The 19805-nt window shown below is 51.2% G+C and carries 12 protein-coding genes; 9 read left to right on the top strand and 3 right to left on the bottom strand.

All coding sequences use genetic code 11. The features are described from left to right. Nucleotides 1–82: 82 nt before the first annotated feature. Together B7991_RS09235 and B7991_RS09230 are read right to left on the bottom strand one after the other, a co-directional pair. Nucleotides 83–1474, bottom strand: coding sequence for a LamG domain-containing protein (locus B7991_RS09235; protein WP_088630565.1), 1392 nt, complete (start codon nt 1472–1474; stop codon nt 83–85). Next, nucleotides 1464–2315, bottom strand: coding sequence for a TIGR02147 family protein (locus B7991_RS09230; protein ID WP_088630564.1), 852 nt, complete (start codon nt 2313–2315; stop codon nt 1464–1466). Before B7991_RS09230 ends, B7991_RS09235 begins: the two co-directional genes overlap by 11 nt. 193 nt (nt 2316–2508) lie before the next feature. Here B7991_RS09230 and B7991_RS09225 point away from each other — a divergent pair, with 193 nt between their 5' ends. The 3 genes from B7991_RS09225 to B7991_RS09215 all read left to right on the top strand — a co-directional run bounded on the left by B7991_RS09225 (nt 2509) and on the right by B7991_RS09215 (nt 10063). Further along, complete coding sequence (locus B7991_RS09225; RefSeq protein WP_088630563.1) at nt 2509–4947, top strand: DUF4859 domain-containing protein; 2439 nt, start codon at nt 2509–2511, stop codon at nt 4945–4947. 166 nt (nt 4948–5113) lie between these two features. Beyond that, nucleotides 5114–7390, top strand: a complete 2277-nt coding sequence (locus B7991_RS09220) for a rhamnogalacturonan lyase (RefSeq protein ID WP_088630562.1) — start codon at nt 5114–5116, stop codon at nt 7388–7390. 33 nt (nt 7391–7423) lie between these two features. Continuing rightward, nucleotides 7424–10063, top strand: coding sequence for a hypothetical protein (locus tag B7991_RS09215; protein ID WP_088630561.1), 2640 nt, complete (start codon nt 7424–7426; stop codon nt 10061–10063). Nucleotides 10064–10139: 76 nt separating this feature from the next. On the opposite strand, the gene B7991_RS09210 is transcribed toward B7991_RS09215, so the two are convergent. Next, the gene (locus B7991_RS09210; RefSeq protein WP_074209778.1) at nt 10140–10988 is read right to left on the bottom strand and encodes a TIGR02147 family protein; all 849 of its coding nucleotides are present in this window, start codon (nt 10986–10988) and stop codon (nt 10140–10142) included. Between the two features lie 290 nt (nt 10989–11278). Between B7991_RS09210 and B7991_RS09205 the strand changes: the two genes are divergently transcribed. The 6 genes from B7991_RS09205 to B7991_RS09180 all read left to right on the top strand — a co-directional run bounded on the left by B7991_RS09205 (nt 11279) and on the right by B7991_RS09180 (nt 19774). Then, nucleotides 11279–13648, top strand: coding sequence for an Ig-like domain-containing protein (locus tag B7991_RS09205; protein WP_254917918.1), 2370 nt, complete (start codon nt 11279–11281; stop codon nt 13646–13648). Between the two features lie 61 nt (nt 13649–13709). After that, nucleotides 13710–15347 (top strand): LamG-like jellyroll fold domain-containing protein, encoded by a 1638-nt coding sequence (locus B7991_RS09200; RefSeq protein ID WP_088630559.1) that lies wholly within the window; start codon nt 13710–13712, stop codon nt 15345–15347. Between the two features lie 150 nt (nt 15348–15497). Then, nucleotides 15498–15758, top strand: a complete 261-nt coding sequence (locus tag B7991_RS09195; RefSeq protein WP_073423921.1) for a DUF4160 domain-containing protein — start codon at nt 15498–15500, stop codon at nt 15756–15758. 3 nt (nt 15759–15761) lie between these two features. Further along, nucleotides 15762–15995, top strand: a complete 234-nt coding sequence (locus B7991_RS09190; protein WP_088630558.1) for a DUF2442 domain-containing protein — start codon at nt 15762–15764, stop codon at nt 15993–15995. Nucleotides 15996–16118: 123 nt separating this feature from the next. Further along, nucleotides 16119–17249: a glycosyltransferase gene (locus B7991_RS09185; RefSeq protein WP_073423537.1), complete on the top strand. Its 1131-nt coding sequence runs from the start codon at nt 16119–16121 to the stop codon at nt 17247–17249. 2 nt (nt 17250–17251) lie between these two features. Next, the gene (locus tag B7991_RS09180; RefSeq protein ID WP_088630557.1) at nt 17252–19774 is read left to right on the top strand and encodes a DNA topoisomerase III; all 2523 of its coding nucleotides are present in this window, start codon (nt 17252–17254) and stop codon (nt 19772–19774) included. The last annotated feature ends 31 nt before the right edge of the window (nt 19775–19805 follow it).

The raw sequence follows: 19805 nt of genomic DNA, 5'->3' as shown, positions 1-19805 counted from the left end.
TTTTTTATTGACAAAGTCAATTCTAAGCACTGCGCCTTAGCATGTTAGCATGCGCAAACGAAATTGACACTTTGCGCACCTTTTAAGGCTTCAGCCGCTCATACATGGCATTGATCCATTCAGGGCTACGGGCGATGGATTCAACGCGAACTTCGTCAATCACACCGTTCCAAGTCTCAGTCTCGATTTCATCGCCACCGATGCGGAAGGGGACGTTACGATTCAGCTCGTTCGGCACAAATTCCCCTGCAAATTCAGCTCCATCGGAACCCGCAATTGCTACCGCTTTACCGTTCACATACATGCTCACCATGTGATTCTTGGAAACGAGCACAAGGAAAGCCCACTCCCCGACAGGCACGGATGTCGAATCCCCGAAATACACTGCCCCAGGGTAGTCCGGCATACCCTTCATTACGGCAAACGTTCCGCTATTCACCTCATAATGCCACTGGAATCGCGATGTAGAATCACTCCAATAAGCTCGCTGGCAAAACAACACCTGGTGTTCGCCGTTGGGGCCATTCCACTTGGTCCAAAGCGAAAGTGTAAAGTCGCCGCCCGTTGGATTAAGCGTATCCAAGTCGATAAATTGTCCCGGTTCCAAAAGCACCGCCTTGCCGTTCAAACCATCTACATAGTTTACGTTTTCCGCAACAGAAGAATCATGGTTGAGCACATTGATATCGCGGTTCATGCCGAGATAAACTTCAATTTCCGGGTCGCCATACCCATTCGGGAGATAATAATCATACGGAAGGTAATAATGGAAACTATAGTAATCCGCAATAACAGGCATATCGTTGCTCGTAAGCCATTCCCCATTGACCGAAAGTTCAGGCAACTTAAGCGAATCCTTCGATTCCAGTGCCGTGAATTCGAACTGAGCGATAGCCGAATCATTCTGCATGTACACAAGGTCCATTCTATAGCCCGCCGGAATGGAATCGAACGCAAATGAGCCATCTTCACTAACAGGCGAGCGCAAACGCGTTCCCGGAATACGCACATAACCAGAAGTCGCCCCGGCAATTTTTCCACTTACAGTCTTGCGCGTGCCAATGCAAATCGTATCCAACCTTACGTCAGAGAGTCCATCGCCACGCAAACCGGACAGCCCTTTGGATTCCGCATAGAAACGCGGAGAACCTTTCGCCGAGATCCTTGGAATCGGACCTAGCTTAAAGAACCCTGTAGAATCAGCGACCGATTCAAGCGAATCCACAATTTCTTTCGAATTATCCAAGTAGGCAACGACACGCGCAGCAGGAACAGCACGCCCCTGCAAGTCCTGCACTACACCGGAATACCTCAGCGTATCAGACAAATCCGCAATTGAATTTCCGATATCGGTCACTCCACCGGCCACACCATCGCTATCCGAGCAAGCCAGGAACGACAACGAAAACGCAAGCGACATCACGCACGCAACGCAATTACGCGACAACTTTAGATAAACTTGTCTATTTTTCATTTTCCGCCTCCTTCCCTATTTTCTTGCTCATCGGGAACGCCACAAGCATCATTTCGTAAACGCGTTCCACTTCCGAATCATTTGCCGCACGGGCAATAATTTTCTTGCGGGCTTCTTCCAGCACCTCTACCGCATAATTGTAGGATTTTTCGCTCATCGCAAGAGTCGTGAACGCAGCAAAGCGCTCGTCTTTGGGCATGGATTCCACGGCGCCCATCGCATGCTGCATATATTCATGACGGATGCGTCGCAAAGCCATTGGCGGAATTTCCGAAGCATCGAGCATTTGCGATGTTTCAACATAACGCCCACCCTCTTTTTTCAGGAGCCCCCATTCCAGCAGCTTTTTCACCGCATCGCGTGCCTCGTCCGTCGTTATCTGCGGCACAACCGAACGCGCCAACACACGGTAGTCCCCATCCCAATCCGACGATACCGCCAATTCGCGCACAATCGGGTAATACCACTTTTCAAAATACCCCTGTTCACGCGTCGTGACATGCGTAAATTCTATCTGCTTGCGAATTTGGACAATCTGATTCCAAGCATTTTCGCGCTCATCAACTTGTTGAGCCTGGTTGTACTGCACCAGCACCTCGAAATACGTCTTTTGCAACGGTTCAAATTCCATCGCCTTTGAAATTTTCTCGATGGATTTCGGAGTCAAATTGAAACGGCCACGGATAACATTCAGACAATAAGAAGAGCTACTGAATCCCGCTTTTGCCGCAAAAAATCGATGCGAAAACACCGACCGCATTTTCTTCTGTTCCTCAAAATAGTCTTGCAGGAACTTGCGGAAGTCGTCATAGTCAAACAGATGTTCAAGCGCAATGCACATGGTTTTAAACTAGAAAATTTTTACACAAAAATCAATAAAATACACAAAATTAAAGTTAAATCAATATATTTCATTAATTATTCTTACACATTTACACACTTCTAACACAGAAAATCATTCCATTTTTCTTAAAAACTTGCACTAGGGCACACCAAAAATTATTTCTCTAAATAGCATAAAAATGGAGTGTGTTATGCAAAAAAGTTGTTTGGGATGGATTCCGGGCGCCGTTTTGTCGGCTGCCCTAGGTGTTCACGTATATGCGGCGTCGGGTGATGCTTACACATGGCCCGGCTATCGCAGCGACCTAGATTACGATACGAAATCGAATCTGGGCGATATCCAGCCGCCGACCAAGTTCAATAACAATTGTTCGGGCGTTACCGGAAAGAAGGCCGGTAAGTGGTGGGCGTTTTATTGGGGCAAGGATCGCGACAGCCGCATTACCGACGTGACGATTGATTCGATTCTTAAGAAGTACGATACCGATTTCGAGTATCTGTACAATGAGATGGGATGGGCGCCGGATGCCCAGGCGCAAGAAGGCCAGTACAGCGCAGTTTATTACTACGGCTCGGGTACGTGTGCCGGTGGCGCAAAGACGGATACTACGGGCGGTTGGCAAACATGGGTAGCAGGCTACACGGCCGTGGCCGCTTCGTTCTATCCGCTGTATAGCTTCAATACGAGTTGCCCTTACCGTGATCGCGTGGCGCAGATGGATGCGATGATTCATGAGGGAATTCACTCGATGACGAATGGTTACCCCGGCGCAAAGGATGCGCACTGGTTCCAGGAAGCGGGTAACACCTGGATTCAGCAAGATATGTTCAGCCACCGCGATGGTGTATACAGCGGTATGGGATTCTTGAACGCGGCAACGGTTATTGCGCCGTTTATGCCTATTGAAACCTATTCGGGCTGGCTGATTGACGGTACTTTCGGTGGCCCTGGTGGCGGCGCCGATGGCGGTGGCGTAACCGGCAAGAATCAGCGTTACCTGCTGGGCGGCTCGCAGTACAGCAACATCTTCCCGACTTTTATCGGCACGTGGATTGGAACGGGTGCTGTGCGCTGGATTTACGGAAACGCTTACGGCAAGACCAAATACCTGCTCGAGACCTACGGCCTCGACAAGGGCCTTGGCGATGCGGGCGTGCGCAGGCTCATTACCGAATTCCGCGCAAGGCTTGCGATGCTTGACATGAAAAAATGGTCCGGCGAAATCAAGAATTTGCTGAACCAGCATTTTGGAAGCGACACCTACTGGGAACAGGACATGTGGGACAATAACAGGAAAAGCTACACCTGGACCATGACGCCCTACCAGACGGTGACGGAAAGCAACGGCTACCTTGTTCCGAATCAGGAAACGACTCCGGGATGGTCGGGCTCGAATGTGGTGCCGCTGAAGGTGCAAAGCGGCGCTAAAGAAGTGACGGTGAGTTTCTACCCGAACGGCGCGAATTCCAACAACAAGAATATGAACTTCTTGCTGTGCTACCGTGCAACCGACGGAACGCCTGTATACAGCGAACCCATTACGGGCGAAGGTTCCGCGACGCTTCGCCTGGACAAGACGCCTTCTTCGACGAACGGCACGCCGATGGTCTTTGCGGTGATCGTGAATACCGATTACCAGTACACTGGCAACACGGGAATTCGCAAGTTGCATTACGATTATAAGTTGAAGCCCGAAGCAGGCGTAAGCGGCGCAGGGGCGGCAAACGTCAAGTATTACAACGACTTCAAGCTTGATTACAAGTGGCCCGAAATCGGAGACGCACCGACAAGTTCGAGCAGCAGCATTACGCAAAATTCGAGCAGTTCCGTATCGCCGGAATCTTCGAGCAGCAGCGAGATGCACGCGAGCTCTAGCAGTGAAAAGCCCGCGAGCTCCAGCAGTTCCGCAAAAATCGTCACGGACGGCGCAACCACATACAACATCACAGCGACACTCCCGATTGACGACAACTATGCGACGGTTTCTGCAAAATTTGATATCAGCGAGGTTGCGAAGAAACTCGGACTCACCATAGCAACGCTCACACAGGCACAATTCTTCGCACTAGAAAGCGATGGAAACATCGTCACCAACAGCACCGCAAAAGAACCTGGTCACTGGTTTAGCAAAGATGGCAAAGTCGTTGAATGGGGCGAAACCGCCTATGTATTCAGCGAAGCTGATTTGGCAAACGGGACTTTCGCGATAGGCCACTACCCCAACCGAGTCAGCAATGGTGACAAATTTAACTTTACGCAGGGACTCACTTACAACGGGAAAACGGTTCTTTTCAAAGTCACGATCAGCATTACCAACGGATTAGGCAGTGACGAAAGCGGAAAGACCACAGCTCTGATGTATGGGCTCGACAAAGTTTCAACGCACATGGACATCGCCCTCCGTAATGGGAATCTCGAAATCTGTTACTCGCTCCCACAGCGAGACAATGTGAAGATAAGCCTATTCAATGGATTCGGAGCATTACTTGCACAAGAAATCACGGGAATGCAAAACGCAGGCTTGCACAAGCGTTCGCTCAACATGAGCCAAATACCGCGCGGCACCTACATCGTAAAAATCACAACGGGCAGCTACCGCGAAGCAAGACCGATTAACATCACAAGATAAACAAGCAAAAGCACAGCACCTCGGCGAAAGCGCCGGGGTGCTTTTTACGTAGTTGTCCGCAGACAACGAGAAATCGGGCTCATTAGGCACACAACCAATATCCAGGTTTATATTAATCTTGCCGGATTATTGTTGTTTGGTTTTTCGGCTAAAAAAGGGATAGGATATGAACAAAATTTGGTGTTTGGGATTGTCCCTAGCGCTTGGGCTAGGGAGTGCGCAGGCTGCGCGACAGATGGAATGGCTGAATCGCGGCTTGGTCGCTGTCAAGACGACTAACGGAGTTTTCCTCAGTTGGCGAGTTCTCGGAACAGACGGCAATACGACCGGTTTTAACCTGTACCGCGATGGCGAGAAAATCGCTAGTTTTACGGGTTCACAGGCAAGCAACTACACAGATACAAAAGGAACAGCATCGAGCAAATACTCAGTGAAGGCTGTTGTCGGCGGCAAGGAAATGGCGGCGGATGCAGCAGTTTCTGTTTGGAGTAATCAATATCTGACCGTAAATCTTGACCGTCCGAATGGTGGGAGCGATTACACCTACAGCCCGAACGATATCGCGGTAGGCGATGTAGACGGCGATGGAGAATTTGAGCTGATTCTCAAGTGGGATCCGAGCAATTCTAAAGACAATTCGCAGAAGGGCAAAACCGGCAACGTCATCATCGATTGCTACAAAATGAATGGCAAAAAGTTGTGGCGCGTTGACCTCGGCGTAAATATTCGCGCAGGGGCGCATTACACGCAGATGCTCGTGGGCGACTATGATGGCGACGGCAAGGCAGAATTTGCCGTAAAAACAGCGCCCGGAACAAAGGACGGTAGCGGCAATTACCTGTCACTCGGTTCTGCAAAAGGCGCCGACCACAGCAAGGACTACAGGAACTCGAACGGCTACATTCTTTCGGGACCTGAATGGCTCACGATTTTCAACGGCGAAACCGGCAAGGAAATGGCGACGGTCGATTACAACCCCGGCCGTGGCACCGTCAAAAGCTGGGGCGATAGCTACGGCAACCGCGTGGATCGATTCCTCGCAACAAACGCCTACCTCGACGGCAAAAAGCCAAGCATGGTTTTCCAGCGTGGCTACTACACCCGAATGGCAATTACCGCCTACGATTGGGATGGCAAAACGCTTTCACAACGCTGGTATTACAACGCAGCAACAAGCGGACAGGAATGTTACGGGCAAGGCAATCACAACATTTCCGCAGGCGACGTGGATGGCGACGGTTTCGATGAAATCATTGAAGGAAGTTGCGCCATTGACCACAACGGGAAATTCATGTACCGCACAGGCAAGGGCCACGGCGATGCCATGCACTTGAGCGATCTCGACCCCGACAACCCCGGTCTTGAAGTTTGGCAAGTTCACGAAGAAAAGCCCTACGGCTACGATTTGCACGATGCCCGTACCGGCAAGCTACTTTTTAACGAAACGAGTTCGGGCGATAACGGGCGCGGTGTCGCAGGCGATGTGGATTCGCTAAACCGTGGACACGAACTTTGGTCTGCCGCTAATTGGAACACCTATACCGTAAAAGGAAAAATTTGGAAAGCAGACAAGCGCCCCGCTTATAACTTCCGTATTTATTGGGATGGCGACTTGCTTGATGAACTGTTGGACAATACAACCATCAGCAAGTGGGACCATGCCAAGCAACAGAGCAATACGCTTTTTCAGATGCAGGGCAACAGCTGCAACACCACCAAGGCAACGCCGAACTTTAGCGGTGATATTTTAGGCGACTGGCGCGAAGAAGTCATTTTGCATGATGGAGCTTCCAAGCTCTACATCTACACGACCACCATTCCGACGGAACACCGTATGTACACGCTTGCGCACGACCCGATTTACCGTCTCGGCATGAGCTGGCAAAACACCGCCTACAATCAACCTCCGCATTTAGGATTTTGGTTATACGGCAATAAGGACAAGTTCCCGACGCCTGACATTACGCTCGTCGGCGATCATACACCGAAACCCGCCGCGATTATCAAGCAGGGCGCAGGATCCAGCAGTCAAACTATCGCACTCGGTGATTCGATTGTCCCGTTCACTTTTGCAATCCAGAATGCCGATGGTGCAACAGTCGAAAACCTCCCTGCAGGCGTAACAGCCAAATGGAATGCACAGACAAATTCCCTATACTTCAGCGGAACGCCTGCCGTTAGCGGAGAGTTCACCTACACGATTACGACTAAGGGTGGCGATGCGGAATTTGGCGAAGCAACCCGCAGCGGGAAATTTACAATTACCGACACAAATGCCCCTATTATTCCTGCGGATAGTACAAATGGCATAGCGGATTCCACGACAACATCGCTAAAGTCCCATGTGCAAAGAATGCTGATGAATGGTTCCGGGCGAATTTATGATTTGCGAGGACGTCTTGTGAAACAACGTAAACATAGAGGTGTTTACTTGACGCGATAAAAGGAGTTTATTATGGGATGTTTTGGACTAAAAATGTTGACTAGCGCGCTCGCCGTTTGGCTCGCAGGGGCATCGCATGCCTTCGCGGGTTCGCCAATCGTCAAAGTTGATTTCGACATGAGCGGGCGCAATTCGAGCGAAGTAACCGAGCCGAATTATGTGCCGTGGGTAGTTTCGGGAGTCACATCTAAAGACACGACTCTTTCAGGCGTGAAAGTAAATATCTCGGGTAGCGGTAACCTCAAGGCCAACTGGTACAAGGCCGGGGTGCAGTCCCCGAGCTATGCGCGCCTTGTGTGCGACGGCGTGATGGTCGAAGGCGGCGGAAACATTACTCTCACGTTCTCAAATCTTGCAGCAGGGACGCACAGCCTCCTTTTGTACCTGAACAACGTCGATGGCGTTGTGGCAAGCAACAGCATTGATGTCTATGTGAACAATTTGAAGCAAGCCTCGGTCAAACCAACAAATCGCGCACTTTCGACATCCGATGCAGCGATTACTTACGTGACTTTTAATGTGGGCGGGACGGGCGCCTCGACTGCGATAAAGCTAAACACAGGTACGATTACCCTAAACGGTTTTGAACTGAATGTTCCCAATGTGGCAGCACAGGCAACAAGTCCTTCTCCGACGGATTTGGATTACCACGCACCACATGAAAACGGGGCGCTGACGCTTTCGTGGACGGCGGCGAAATCCGCAAAAAAACATCAGGTTTATTTTGGTACGGATTCTGCAACGGTTTTAAAGGCGACTGCCTCGACAGCCGACGTTTACAAAGGCGAGCAGACGGCAGCGACATACAAAGTTTCGGACACAAATCCATTGCAGACCTACTATTGGCGCGTGGATGAAGTTGATGCGAACGGAACGGTTACGGCAGGGAATGTCTGGTCATTCAAACCAGGGCGTTTAGCGTTTGAAGGAGCCGAGGGCTATGGTCGTAACGCGATCGGTGGCCGTGGCGGAAAAGTCGTGTACGTAACAAATCTGAACGACGATGGCGCCGGCAGTTTGCGCGAAGCGTGTACAGCAGATATCGGTCCACGAACCATCATGTTCAAAGTCGCAGGCGTAATACAACTTAAAAGTCGCCTAGTGTGCAATCAAGATTATGTAACGATTGCTGGGCAAACTGCACCCGGCAAGGGAATTACGATTAAAAGCGCTCCCATCGGCTTTACGGGCAAGGATATGGTTATCCGTTTTATGCGTGTGCGCTTAGGCTACGGCACAACTTACGATGGCATGGGCCTTACAGGCGGAGACCACAGCATTCTTGATCACGCAAGTATCAGCTGGACAATTGACGAAGCGTTCAGCAGTCGCGGCGGCAAAAACCTGACGCTACAGCGCACTTTGATTTCGGAAGCCCTGGATGTCGCAGACCATCAAAATTATGCAGCAGGAACAGGACATGGATACGCAGCAACAATCGGCGGCGACATCGGGAGTTTCCACCACAACTTGCTGGCGCACAACGCAGGGCGCAACTGGAGTCTTGGCGGTGGGCTAGACGGTAACGGCTATTACGCGGGTCGCCTAGACATTTTCAACAACGTGGTCTATAACTGGAAAAGCCGCGTGACCGATGGCGGAGCGCACGAAGTAAACTTCGTCGGCAATTACTACAAGGAAGGCGCAGGCACAACTCTTCACGGCTATACGTTGCGCGCCCAATTTGAAGGAACTGGCAAAGGTTCGCAAGCTTACTATTACCACAACAACATTTTGCAAGCCGCAAACGGTTCATTCACTTGCAATGGGAACAACGACAACTGCGGACGCGAATACACACTGAGCGGCGGGCAAGTTCTCGATTGGGAACCATGGAATAGCAAACCTTTCTTTGATTCTTACGCCACAGTGCAGAGCGCATCGGCAGCATACAAGGACGTGCTGAGCGATGTAGGCCAAACAATGCCTATTCTCGACAATCATGACCAACGCATGATTCGGGAAACAAAAAACGGGACTTACAGCGTCGTGGGTTCAGTCGGCAAAACCAAGGGAATCCCTGACCGCGAAACGGACGCCGTTGACACAGCGAATATCAAGGGCTGGGAACCGTATCCGAGCACAAGCTGGGCAAACGATTACGACTCCGATCTCGATGGTCTCCCGGACTGGTGGGAAAATATGTACGGTTACAATCCGAAATCCAAGAGCGGTGACTTTAGCGATGCAAACAAAGACCGATTGGGTGACGGCTGGACTGAACTCGAACGTTATCTCGAATGGATGGCTCGCGCCCACTATACTTTTGCGAAGGGCGAAACACAGGTCATTGACCTTGCTCAATTTACCAAGGGTTACGACAACGGCACCTACACGGTTTCCGCCCCTACAGGCGTGACTGCAACCGTGAACGGCTCCAAGATAACTGTAAAACTTGCTGATAACTTCGGTGGCGTGGGCTACATCAAATTTACGCTCAAGGACAATGCGGGCGATACCTTTAGCCGCTACATCGGCGTGACACAACAGCTCGCAATATCAACTATTGTTGCAGGAGACTCCACAGAAGTAGGCGATTCTACAACTACCGCAATTATGAATCGCCGAGCGGCAAACCGCAATGATTTACGTCTGTTCCCTCGCAAGCAAGGTTTCCACGACTTGAAAGGCCGCCGTTTCGAAAAGCAAATTCCATACAGAGTAATGTTTTAAATATTCTCATCAACCTAACCAAAACACCTCGGCGAACGCCGAGGTGTTTCGTTGTAGGATTTGATAGAGAGAAAAATTACTTTCCGCCAACAGGGAACAGCGCAAATTGCAACTGAAAAACTTTATCTGAATTCTTATCTTCTTCGGCGATGAGCGCAATTTCCTTGCGGAAGGCGTTGATGCGCTCCACGATGCGCTCGTAGCCTTCTTGGCTGATGCCAAGCGTAAGCCCAGAAACGTGACGCGAGCCCGGCGGGTCGCGATCAATAGAATCCGCAGCAAGCTTTAAACAATGCTGGTGGAAACCGCGCAGCGCAAGTTTTGACGTGCGGTCCCCCGTGCTAATCGCGCTCTCGGTGAGCACGTATTTGCCGTCGTCCCCTTTCTTGATAAGTTCGCAATCTTCCAGCAACTTCACCGATTTTTTTGCCTCGTCCGCAGTCACATGCGGGTGGACCATTTTCGCAAGCGCTTCGTAATCGCCGTCAAAACCGAACATGCCGATAAGGCTGCGGATAATCAGGTGCCGCCAATGCGAATACACCATGTACTGCGCATGCCCGAGAATATGCTGTTTCTCGGAAAAGCGCACGACCTTGAGCGCCGCCTGCATTTCTTCAAACGCAGCATTGCGCTCGTCCATCGTTTCCGCCTGATTGAACTTCACAAGCCCAATAAAAAACTCGGTCTCGTGCTTGCCCAGGCGCAGGCCAGAAGCCACTTTCGGGATGCTCGCGCTCGAAAGATTCTTGTCACCGTTCATCACGCGACTGATGAAATCTTTGGCCTTGAACCCGATTTTATCCGAGAAAACGCGGAGCGAAAAAGCAGGGTTCGCCTCCTTCTTTGCGCTATAATAATCCTTCAAAAACTCCCGGTAGTCCAGGTATTCGAAGATTTTTTTCCCTAGTTTCTTTTCGCCCATGCCATAAATGTAAGAAAATTATGTTTTGCGGAGTATAAAAAAGCGACTTTAGCGTTGTCCAGAAACAACGAGAAATCAGCTTTCACGAGAAAAGCGCTTTGAAGTGCGCGCCGCAAGATATAGATTATGGGTATGGGGGAATAATCCCCCTAATTGCAGCCCGCTTCGCGGTCTTCCATTACCCCCAATGCGGGCTTCAGACGCCAGCCCGCAACGCCTGGCTTAATTGCTATAAAGGGATGGAACAAGCCAAAAGTTGGGTAATCGCAAAAAAGTGAGGAACAATGGGTATGAAAGGTTTTGGTCAAATAGCGCTTGCAAGCGTTGTCTCAATTTTCGGAATTTCCGCAGTACACGCGGCAGATGCGGCTGCAAAAATTCAAGCCTCTGAAGTCGTTACGCTCCCGTCCGACGCCGCTTACGGCGGTGGCGACAAAGTCGGTTCACAGCTGATTGCCGCCACGTACAACGCCGGGAAAGGCCCAGGCATTTGGATTGTCGCCGATGGCGGTTACAGGCTCTACCACAACGGTTCTCTCCTCGTCGAAGACAATCAGGCAGGCCGAGTACGCTTTATCCCGATGACATTCCTGCCCGGCGAAAACGCCATTTCTGTCGTAGGAGTAAATGGCAAAGGCGCTCCGGGCGTTCTCGTGCAAATCGACGACCTCGACAAATCTTACTATTCCGGCAGTGGCTGGAAGTCAAAGCCCGTTGTCAGCAACAACTCCTGGAAAAACAAGGGCCGCGACCTCTCGCAATGGGGAGGTGCCACAACGCTTTCTTACGCAAACAACAAGCTCCCGAGTGGCGGTGCGCTCGAAAATTTCGCAGCAAACACACAAGCGAAATGGATTTGGACAAGCGATGAATCTGACCCAACCGCAGTTTTACTTTTCACTTTCAACGTGAAAGCCGAGGGCTTCGGTGTCACCACAACGGGTGGCGACGCAGGCAAAGTCGTCATTGCAAGCGATTCCGCAAGCATCCGCAAATACTTGCAGAGCAACGATGCGGTCACGATTCTCGTACCCGAAGGCACTTACGACTTTAGGCAAATGCGCAATGCGGTGACCGAGGCGAACAAGCAAGGGCGTACTTGGTGCCGCACGACTTGTGGCGAGACGAACCGCGTGACAGGCAAGACGAACAAGTTCTACCGCATCGCCTTCGAGAAAAATAGCTGCGCGAGCCTCGGTGAATCCGGACTCGAAATCGTGAAGGAATCGGACAATCTACAGGCGTGGAGCAACTGGATTACCACCAAGCCGAACAAGAGTCTCGTGGGCATGGGCCGTGGCGCAAATCTCCGCGGAGCATCCATCGCCGTGCGCAGTAACGAAGGTTCTGGGAACCACATCTACCGCAACCTCGCGATTTACGATGTGAACCCGCACTTGATCGAAGGCGGCGACGGCCTTGAAACCGTAGGCACCGCCAGCAAGCACGTAGACAAATTCTGGGCCGACCATATCAGCTACAAATGGATTTCCGATGGCATGGATATGGAATTTGTTGACAACGCCACTATCAGTTATCTCGATTTTGACGGAGCCAACGAATACAACTGCTGGGGTACCGACCCTTACATGGCTCTCGTTGAAGACGCCCATTTAACTTACGCCAACAACTACTGGCACAACACTTACGGTCGCGTCCCGAAAGTCACCGGTGAAAACAACGGCTCGCAAGTTCATTTGTACAACCAGTACGTCGATTACAACCGCTTCTTTATCGCAGGCGCAAACGGTCACAGCGCAAACGCCAAGGCTTACGTGCGCTACGAAAACAGCTACATCAGCGATGGTCAAGGCTACCTCGCCGAATGGGGCGATAACGGCTACGTTTACTTTAGCGGAGTTACGTTCGGGAACGGCACCAAGCAACAGCACCGCTACAACGGCACCGTGAAAAGCGGAGTCCCGCAAGCCGAAACATTCAACCCAAGCTACAGTTTTGAAAAGCGCAATGTCGCAGACCTCCCGAAAGAAATTCCGAACCTCTCGGGCGTCGGCGGACGCTACGGCAAAATGCCCGAATACAACCAGGGCTTCGGTCAAAGCAACAAGGCCGCAAGCGTAACGCTCACCGCTCCCGCCGCAGGCTCAAAAATTTCTGCAAGCGCAGACGTAACCTTAAAAGCCGACGCCAAGGATAACGACGGCTCCGTGAAAAGCGTAGCATTCTACGTCGGCAACACGCTCGTCGGGACAGCAACCGCTACGCCGTACCAGGTCACCGCCAAGAATCTCGCCGCAGGCACACATTCCGCAGTCGCCGTCGTGACGGACAATTCCGGACTCACGTGGATGTCTGAATACGTGACGTTCACCGTCGAAGGCGTGGCAGAATCTAGTTCCAGCGCGGCTCCCGCAAGCAGCTCAGCGGTCGCGGAATCTAGCTCTAGCGAAGTTTCTTCATCGAGCGTCGCGGAATCCAGCAGTTCAGCAATCACAGCAGAATCGAGCAGCGGAACCATCGGCATCGCCTCCCCCATGCAGCGCGCGACCGAAGCCGAAGCAGGTTTCTACCGCATCTTTGACATTCAGGGACGCCCGCTGTACTCCGGCAACCGCAAGCCCGCCAAGATGCCCGTTGCGCACGTCATCGTGATTGAATACTCCAAAACAGGCAAAACATTACGCCACTATATCCAATAACGATTACTATAGCGATTAATAGCCCTCCCGCTTTTAGCAAATCTTATATATATTGGTATCAATGAAGTTCTGCAAAAACATATTGGCTGTTTCAATTGCGTCCACCGCAATTTTTGGAGGTTGCTCCTCCGACAGCCATATTGCAGGCAACAGCGCCGAGACGGGTTCTCCGGAACTCGCCGGTATTTTCCTTTTGGATAACGGCAATCCCGCCGCATTCGCACGCGTGCATTGCGTCCCTAGCGACTTTGACGCAGCCTCAGGCGAGCTCCCCGCCGCCTACTCCACGGAAACAGATTCCACAGGCTACTACAGCCTCGATTCCATCCCTGCAGGCACTTACGCCGTCGAAGCATTCCACGAAGAATCCGGCAAACGGTTCCTCGTACAGAACGTAAACGTCACCGAAGACGATTCCATCGCCGTTAGCGATACGCTCCGCGCTCCAGGCTCTGTCGAAATCGCGTTCAACAGCCTCATTGAAGACGGCACGTCCGCCATGGTCACAATCCCCGGAACGACCATCTTACGCAAAGTGATCGTTCACGCGCAAAAGGCCATTATCGACAGCTTGCCCACCGACACGCTCGGCCTCAGAATTTATATAGAAAACGACACGTTGGATTACGGGGATGTCTTCGTCAAATCAGACACGACCGTCCAGACGCTCATCAACTATCCCCATATCGAATACACGTTCGTCGCCCCGCTTGCACTCCCCGAAGGCGAAGACACGCTCTCGTCTTTTGTGAGCGACATTCCGCTTGCGCTCCGCCTGACCGCAGAAAACAGCGACATCGATACACTCGCTCGCTTGCAAGGGCGCTGGGAAGTTGTACGCATTTCAAAAGACGGCAAACGCAGCAAAAAGCTCCCGATTGTGAATTCAGTCTTTGACGCAAAAGAAGCTATTTTCTGGGTAAGCGTGGATTCATTAAACGTCTCTGACTCGCTAGAGCTTTCGTTCAACAACGCGCTTGAATCGGGTTACGCTCACGACGTATTCCCGACTAACCGCAGCTATTCGCTCGTGTACCATTTCGATAGCGAAACCGACATCAAGGACGATGCAGAAAAAGGCTATTTCGACGGATCACTAACCGCCGCAGAAATGGGAACCGAAACGGTCACAAGCCGCAACGCAGACGGTGTACTCGGCACATCCATTACGCTAGACGCAACAACTTCAATCATCGCGACAAACTCCGCGAAGGCAGACTCCACTCGCAAGGTTAATTTGTCCTTTGATGGTAAGCAATTCTGTTTCTCACTGTGGGTCAATCTTGAATCGCTAAAGCAACAGACCATCTTTGAAAAAGCTGATGAATACGCACTCCGCTACGATCCAGACCTTGGCTTTGTCGTAGAGTTCTACACCACGGACACAGCAAGTTACAAACAAACATGGGCATCCGGTACAAAAGGAATCGAAGCTGGCAAATGGATTTTCATCGCATTCAGCAAGCATTCCATACCACAAACAAATTACTTTATCAATGGCGTTAAAATCGAAGCCGAAGAAACCCGCAGCGATTGGGATGGCAACCGAGAATTTGCAGACTTTAAAATCGGCGGATTCACTGGGAAAATAGACGAGCTCATGCTCGGTAGCGCATTCCGTGACGATTCCTGGACTCGCCTCACCTACCTCAATCAAAAGCCCGAAAATTCCTGGCCAAAACTTTCCGCGAGAAAGTAAGCTAGCATTTCACCGCACTTAGCGGATTCATTTTTTTGAGCAAAGACCTCTTGCCAATCGACTTTTGCAAGTTTATATTTCAGATGCTCAAATGAGCAAAAAAATCAAAATTTTTCGCAGTTTCACGCTTGTCTGCGAAAAGGAGTCAAAATGCCAGAATTATGCCGTTTTTTAGGTATCATCATACAAATGTACTTCAACGACCACATGCCTCCACACTTCCATGCAATATACAACGACTTGGAAGGAATCTTCGAATTATCTACATTTCAAATGCTAGAAGGCAATCTTCCAGCAAGGGTCAAAGGTCTCGTTATTGAGTGGGCGACACTCCATAAGCAGGAATTGATTGACAACTGGAATTCGTTAACAAAAACGGGGATGTATAAAAAAATAGCTCCGTTGGTTTAAACAATGCTGCATGTGATAGACGCAAAATATATTGACAATTACAAGATATCCATCACATTCAATGACGGATATCATTTTGTTGCAGATTTTGAGAAAGTCATCAAATCAGACCATCGAGCAATAGTGAAGCAACTCGCAGACCTAAACGTGTTCAAGGATTTCTGCTTGCAAGCCCACACAATTACGTGGTCAAATGGTGTAGATTTTGCGCCAGAGTTTATCAAGAGCTTGCACTAGTCACTGCCCACGCGTTCAGCACTTCGTTACTTACTATTATATTATATACGCAAAAATGCCCCGCGATTTTAAGAGTGCGTTTTAAACTTTCAAAAAAACCTTATTACATTTTGCCGAAGAACAATGTTCCTTACGGTTTTGACATACATAGCCATCGGGCTTTTGGCAATACTCGCCATCTTCTATCTCGGGTTAGAAGTGCGGTTCTACCGTGCGCTCGGGCGAGTGCGCGAAGGCTTTGCCGATCCGGAACCGCTCCCGAAGGTGAGCATCCTGATTGCAGCGCGTAACGAATCCGAAGGCATCCGCGAAACGCTCGATTCCGTCCTCTCGCAAGATTACGAGGGCGAATGGGAGGTCTGGGTAGCCGATGACCGCTCCACGGACGACACCCCGAAGATTCTCGCGGAATACGAAGCAAAGTTTGAACGCCTCCATGTGCTCACGATTGATTCCATCCCCGAAGGCGTGAGCCCTAAAAAGCAGGCTCTTTCGAAGCTCATTGACGCCTGCAACGGTGAAATTCTCTGCCTCACAGACGCCGACTGCATCGTGCAGCCGTCCTGGATCAAGTTCCTCGTCAAGGAATTTGAACCGGGGATTGAACTTGTCGCCGGGCATTCGTACATCCCAACAGACAAGAGTTCGCCGTTCATCATCTGCATGCAGGCGGTCGAAACGCTGATTTACCGCATCGCAGGCACAGCTGGCCTCGCCATGCACCTCCCGCTCACAAGCACGGGCAACAACCTCGCCTACCGCAAGAGCTTCTTCCAGAGCGTGAACGGCTTTACGGGCGTCATCAAGATCCAAAGCGGAGACGATGACCTCCTGATGCAAAAACTGGCAGCCGACCGCCCATGGGCAATGCGCTACTGCATCACGCCCGCCACGTTCGTCACCACAAGCGGCAAGGAAACACTCAAGGCCCTCTGGGAACAGCGCAAGCGCTGGGCATCAAAGACCATCTACTACACTCCCAAAATCGTCTTTGTGCTCTCGATGGTATTCCTGTTTCTTACCATGCTCTGCATCACCGCAGCATTCTCGATTTTCAGTTTCAAAATTTTCGTCGCCACATTGATAGCGTTCTTGTGCAAGAGCGTAGGCGACATGGTTCTCATTATTCGCGGGCTCAAAATATTCAAGCAGGAACACCTCCTCAAGTGGTGCATCCCGGTTGAGTTCATCCACGCCCCCTTTACCGTACTGGCCGTACTGTTCGGACTGTTCGGACGTTTTAAGTGGAAATAAAAATGGCAACGACTAAAACTACAACTAAGGCGACAACAAAAACCACTACAAAGAAGACCGCCACCAAAACGGCAAAAGCGGCCGTCGAAGGTAAGACGCTCATCATCGCGGAAAAACCCAGCGTGGCAGCCGACCTCGTCAAAGTGCTCGGTGCAAAGTCCTTCAAGAAAGAAACCGCCTATTACGAAAGCGACACGACCATCGTAAGCCATGCGATCGGTCACCTCGTTGGTATCGCCGACCCGAAAGATATCGACGAACGCTACAAGGCATGGGACATGAAAACGCTCCCCATGCTCCCCGAAAAGTTCCCGCTCGTCGCCCTCCCGACCACTAAAGCCCATCTCTCCGCCCTCGGCAAGCTCATCAAGCGCAAGGACGTGACGACGATTATAAACGCATGCGATGCGGGCCGCGAAGGTGAACTGATTTTCTATTACATCGTGGACTACATCCTCAAGGGGAACTTCAAGGGCAAGACGTTCAAGAGACTTTGGATGCAGAGTATGACGCCTGCCGCCATCAAGGACGCCTTTGAACACCTCCGTACCGAAGAAGACATGGTGAACTTGAGGAACGCCGCCCTCTGCCGTAGCGAAGCCGACTGGCTCGTAGGCATGAACGGCAGCCGTGGCCTCACCGCCTACAACAGTTCTATGGGCGGGTTCCAGATTACACCGTGCGGACGTGTGCAGACCCCGACGCTTGCCATTATCGTGAAGCGCGAAGAAGAACGCAACCGTTTTGTACCGCAAAAGTTCTGGACCATCGAAGCCTCGTTCGACAACTCCGGAGCCGGTTACCAAGGCAAGTGGTTCACCGTCGATAAAGAAAACAACAAGGACCGCGTCAAGCAGATTTTTGACGAAGCTCGTGCTCAGGAAATTCTCGCCAAGTGCAAGGGGAAGACAGGCTCTATCGAAGAGACCACGGCCCCAAGCCAGCAAAAATGCGGCCAGCTCTATGACCTCACCACGCTCCAGCGCGAAGCGAACAACCGCTTTGGATTCAGCGCCAAGACAACGCTTTCCATCGCCCAGTCGCTTTACGAACATTACAAGGCAACCACGTACCCGCGTACCGATAGCCGTTGCTTGCCCGAAGACTACGTGGCTCCAGTAAAGGCAACACTCGGCAAGATTGAAGGTCCACTCGCCAAGTTCGCCCAAGAAGCTTTGGACAAGAACTACGTGAAGCGCACGCCCAAGGTCTTTGACAACTCGAAGATTTCGGACCACTTCGCCATCATCCCGACAGGCGTCGTGCCGAAGGGCCTCTCCGAAGCCGAAGAAAAAATCTACACGATGATTTGCCAGCGCTTTATCGCGGTGTTCTTCCCGCCAGCGCAGTACTTGAACACGACCCGAATCACGACAGTCGAAAACGAGACCTTCATCACCGAAGGCAAGATTCTCGTGGACCCGGGCTTCAAGGCTATTTACGGCAAGGAATCCGACGAAGAATCGAACATTCCGAAGCTGAACGGCAACACCGCCAAGACGCTTGCAATTGAATCGAAGGAAGACTTTACCAAGCCGCCAGCACACTACACCGAAAGCACGCTTTTGTCGATGATGGAAAGTGCAGGTAAGCTCGTGGAAGACGATGAACTGCGTGACGCCATGAAGGAACGCGGTCTCGGAACGCCAGCCACACGCGCCGCCATCATTGAAAAGCTCGTGAGCGACAAGTACGTTGTCCGCGACGGCAAGGAAATGATTCCGACAGCAAAGGCATTCGACCTCATCAAGGTCCTTTCGGCCATGAACTGCGAAGCCCTCACCAGCCCGGAACTTACCGGCGAATGGGAATACAAGATGGACCTCATCTCGAAGGGCAAGGAATCTCGCGAAACGTTCATGAACGGCATCGTCGAAATGACAAAGACGATGGTGAAAAATATCAAGGGATTCAAGGAAGAAAGCACGACTGGCGAAGCAAGCTTCAGCCCCGTGAACGGCAAGAAGGTTTTCGAAACGGTCAGCCGCTACACCACCGAAGATGGCATCGTCATCCGCAAGATTATTGGTGGCAAGCACCTCACCGAAAGTGAAATCGTAGAGCTCTTGACCAAGCGCAAGATTGGCCCATTGACCGGTTTCCGCAGCAAGAAGGGCGCTGAATTCTCGGCCGTTCTCATCATTAACGACGAGAACAAGGTTGAATTTGTCTTTGACGAAAAGCCCGAAGAAATCGAACTCGGTGAAGTTATCGGCAAGTCTCCGGTAGACGGCTCCGACGTTTACGAAACGCTCACAGGCTACGTCTCCGAAAGCTACGTAAAAAAAGAACCGAGTGGCATTACGCTCCCGAAGATTCTTTTGGGCAAGGAGCTCCCGCTCGACGACATCAAGAAACTGCTCGCCGGCGAAAAGACATCGCTCATCAAGGGTTTCCGCAGCAATAAGACTCGCCGCCTGTTCGACGCGTACCTCACGCTCGTGAAGGGCAAGCTCAAGTTCGATTTCCCGCCGCGTGAATTCAAGCCCCGCCGATTCGGTGTAAAGAAGAAAAGTGAAGAGTAATACTCCAAGAACGTCATTCTGAGTCCACAAG

The organism is Fibrobacter sp. UWB3 (assembly GCF_002210405.1).
Taxonomy (GTDB): domain Bacteria; phylum Fibrobacterota; class Fibrobacteria; order Fibrobacterales; family Fibrobacteraceae; genus Fibrobacter.
The sequence above is the reverse complement of the archived record's forward strand: the minus strand, read 5'-3'. Positions and strand labels throughout refer to the sequence as shown.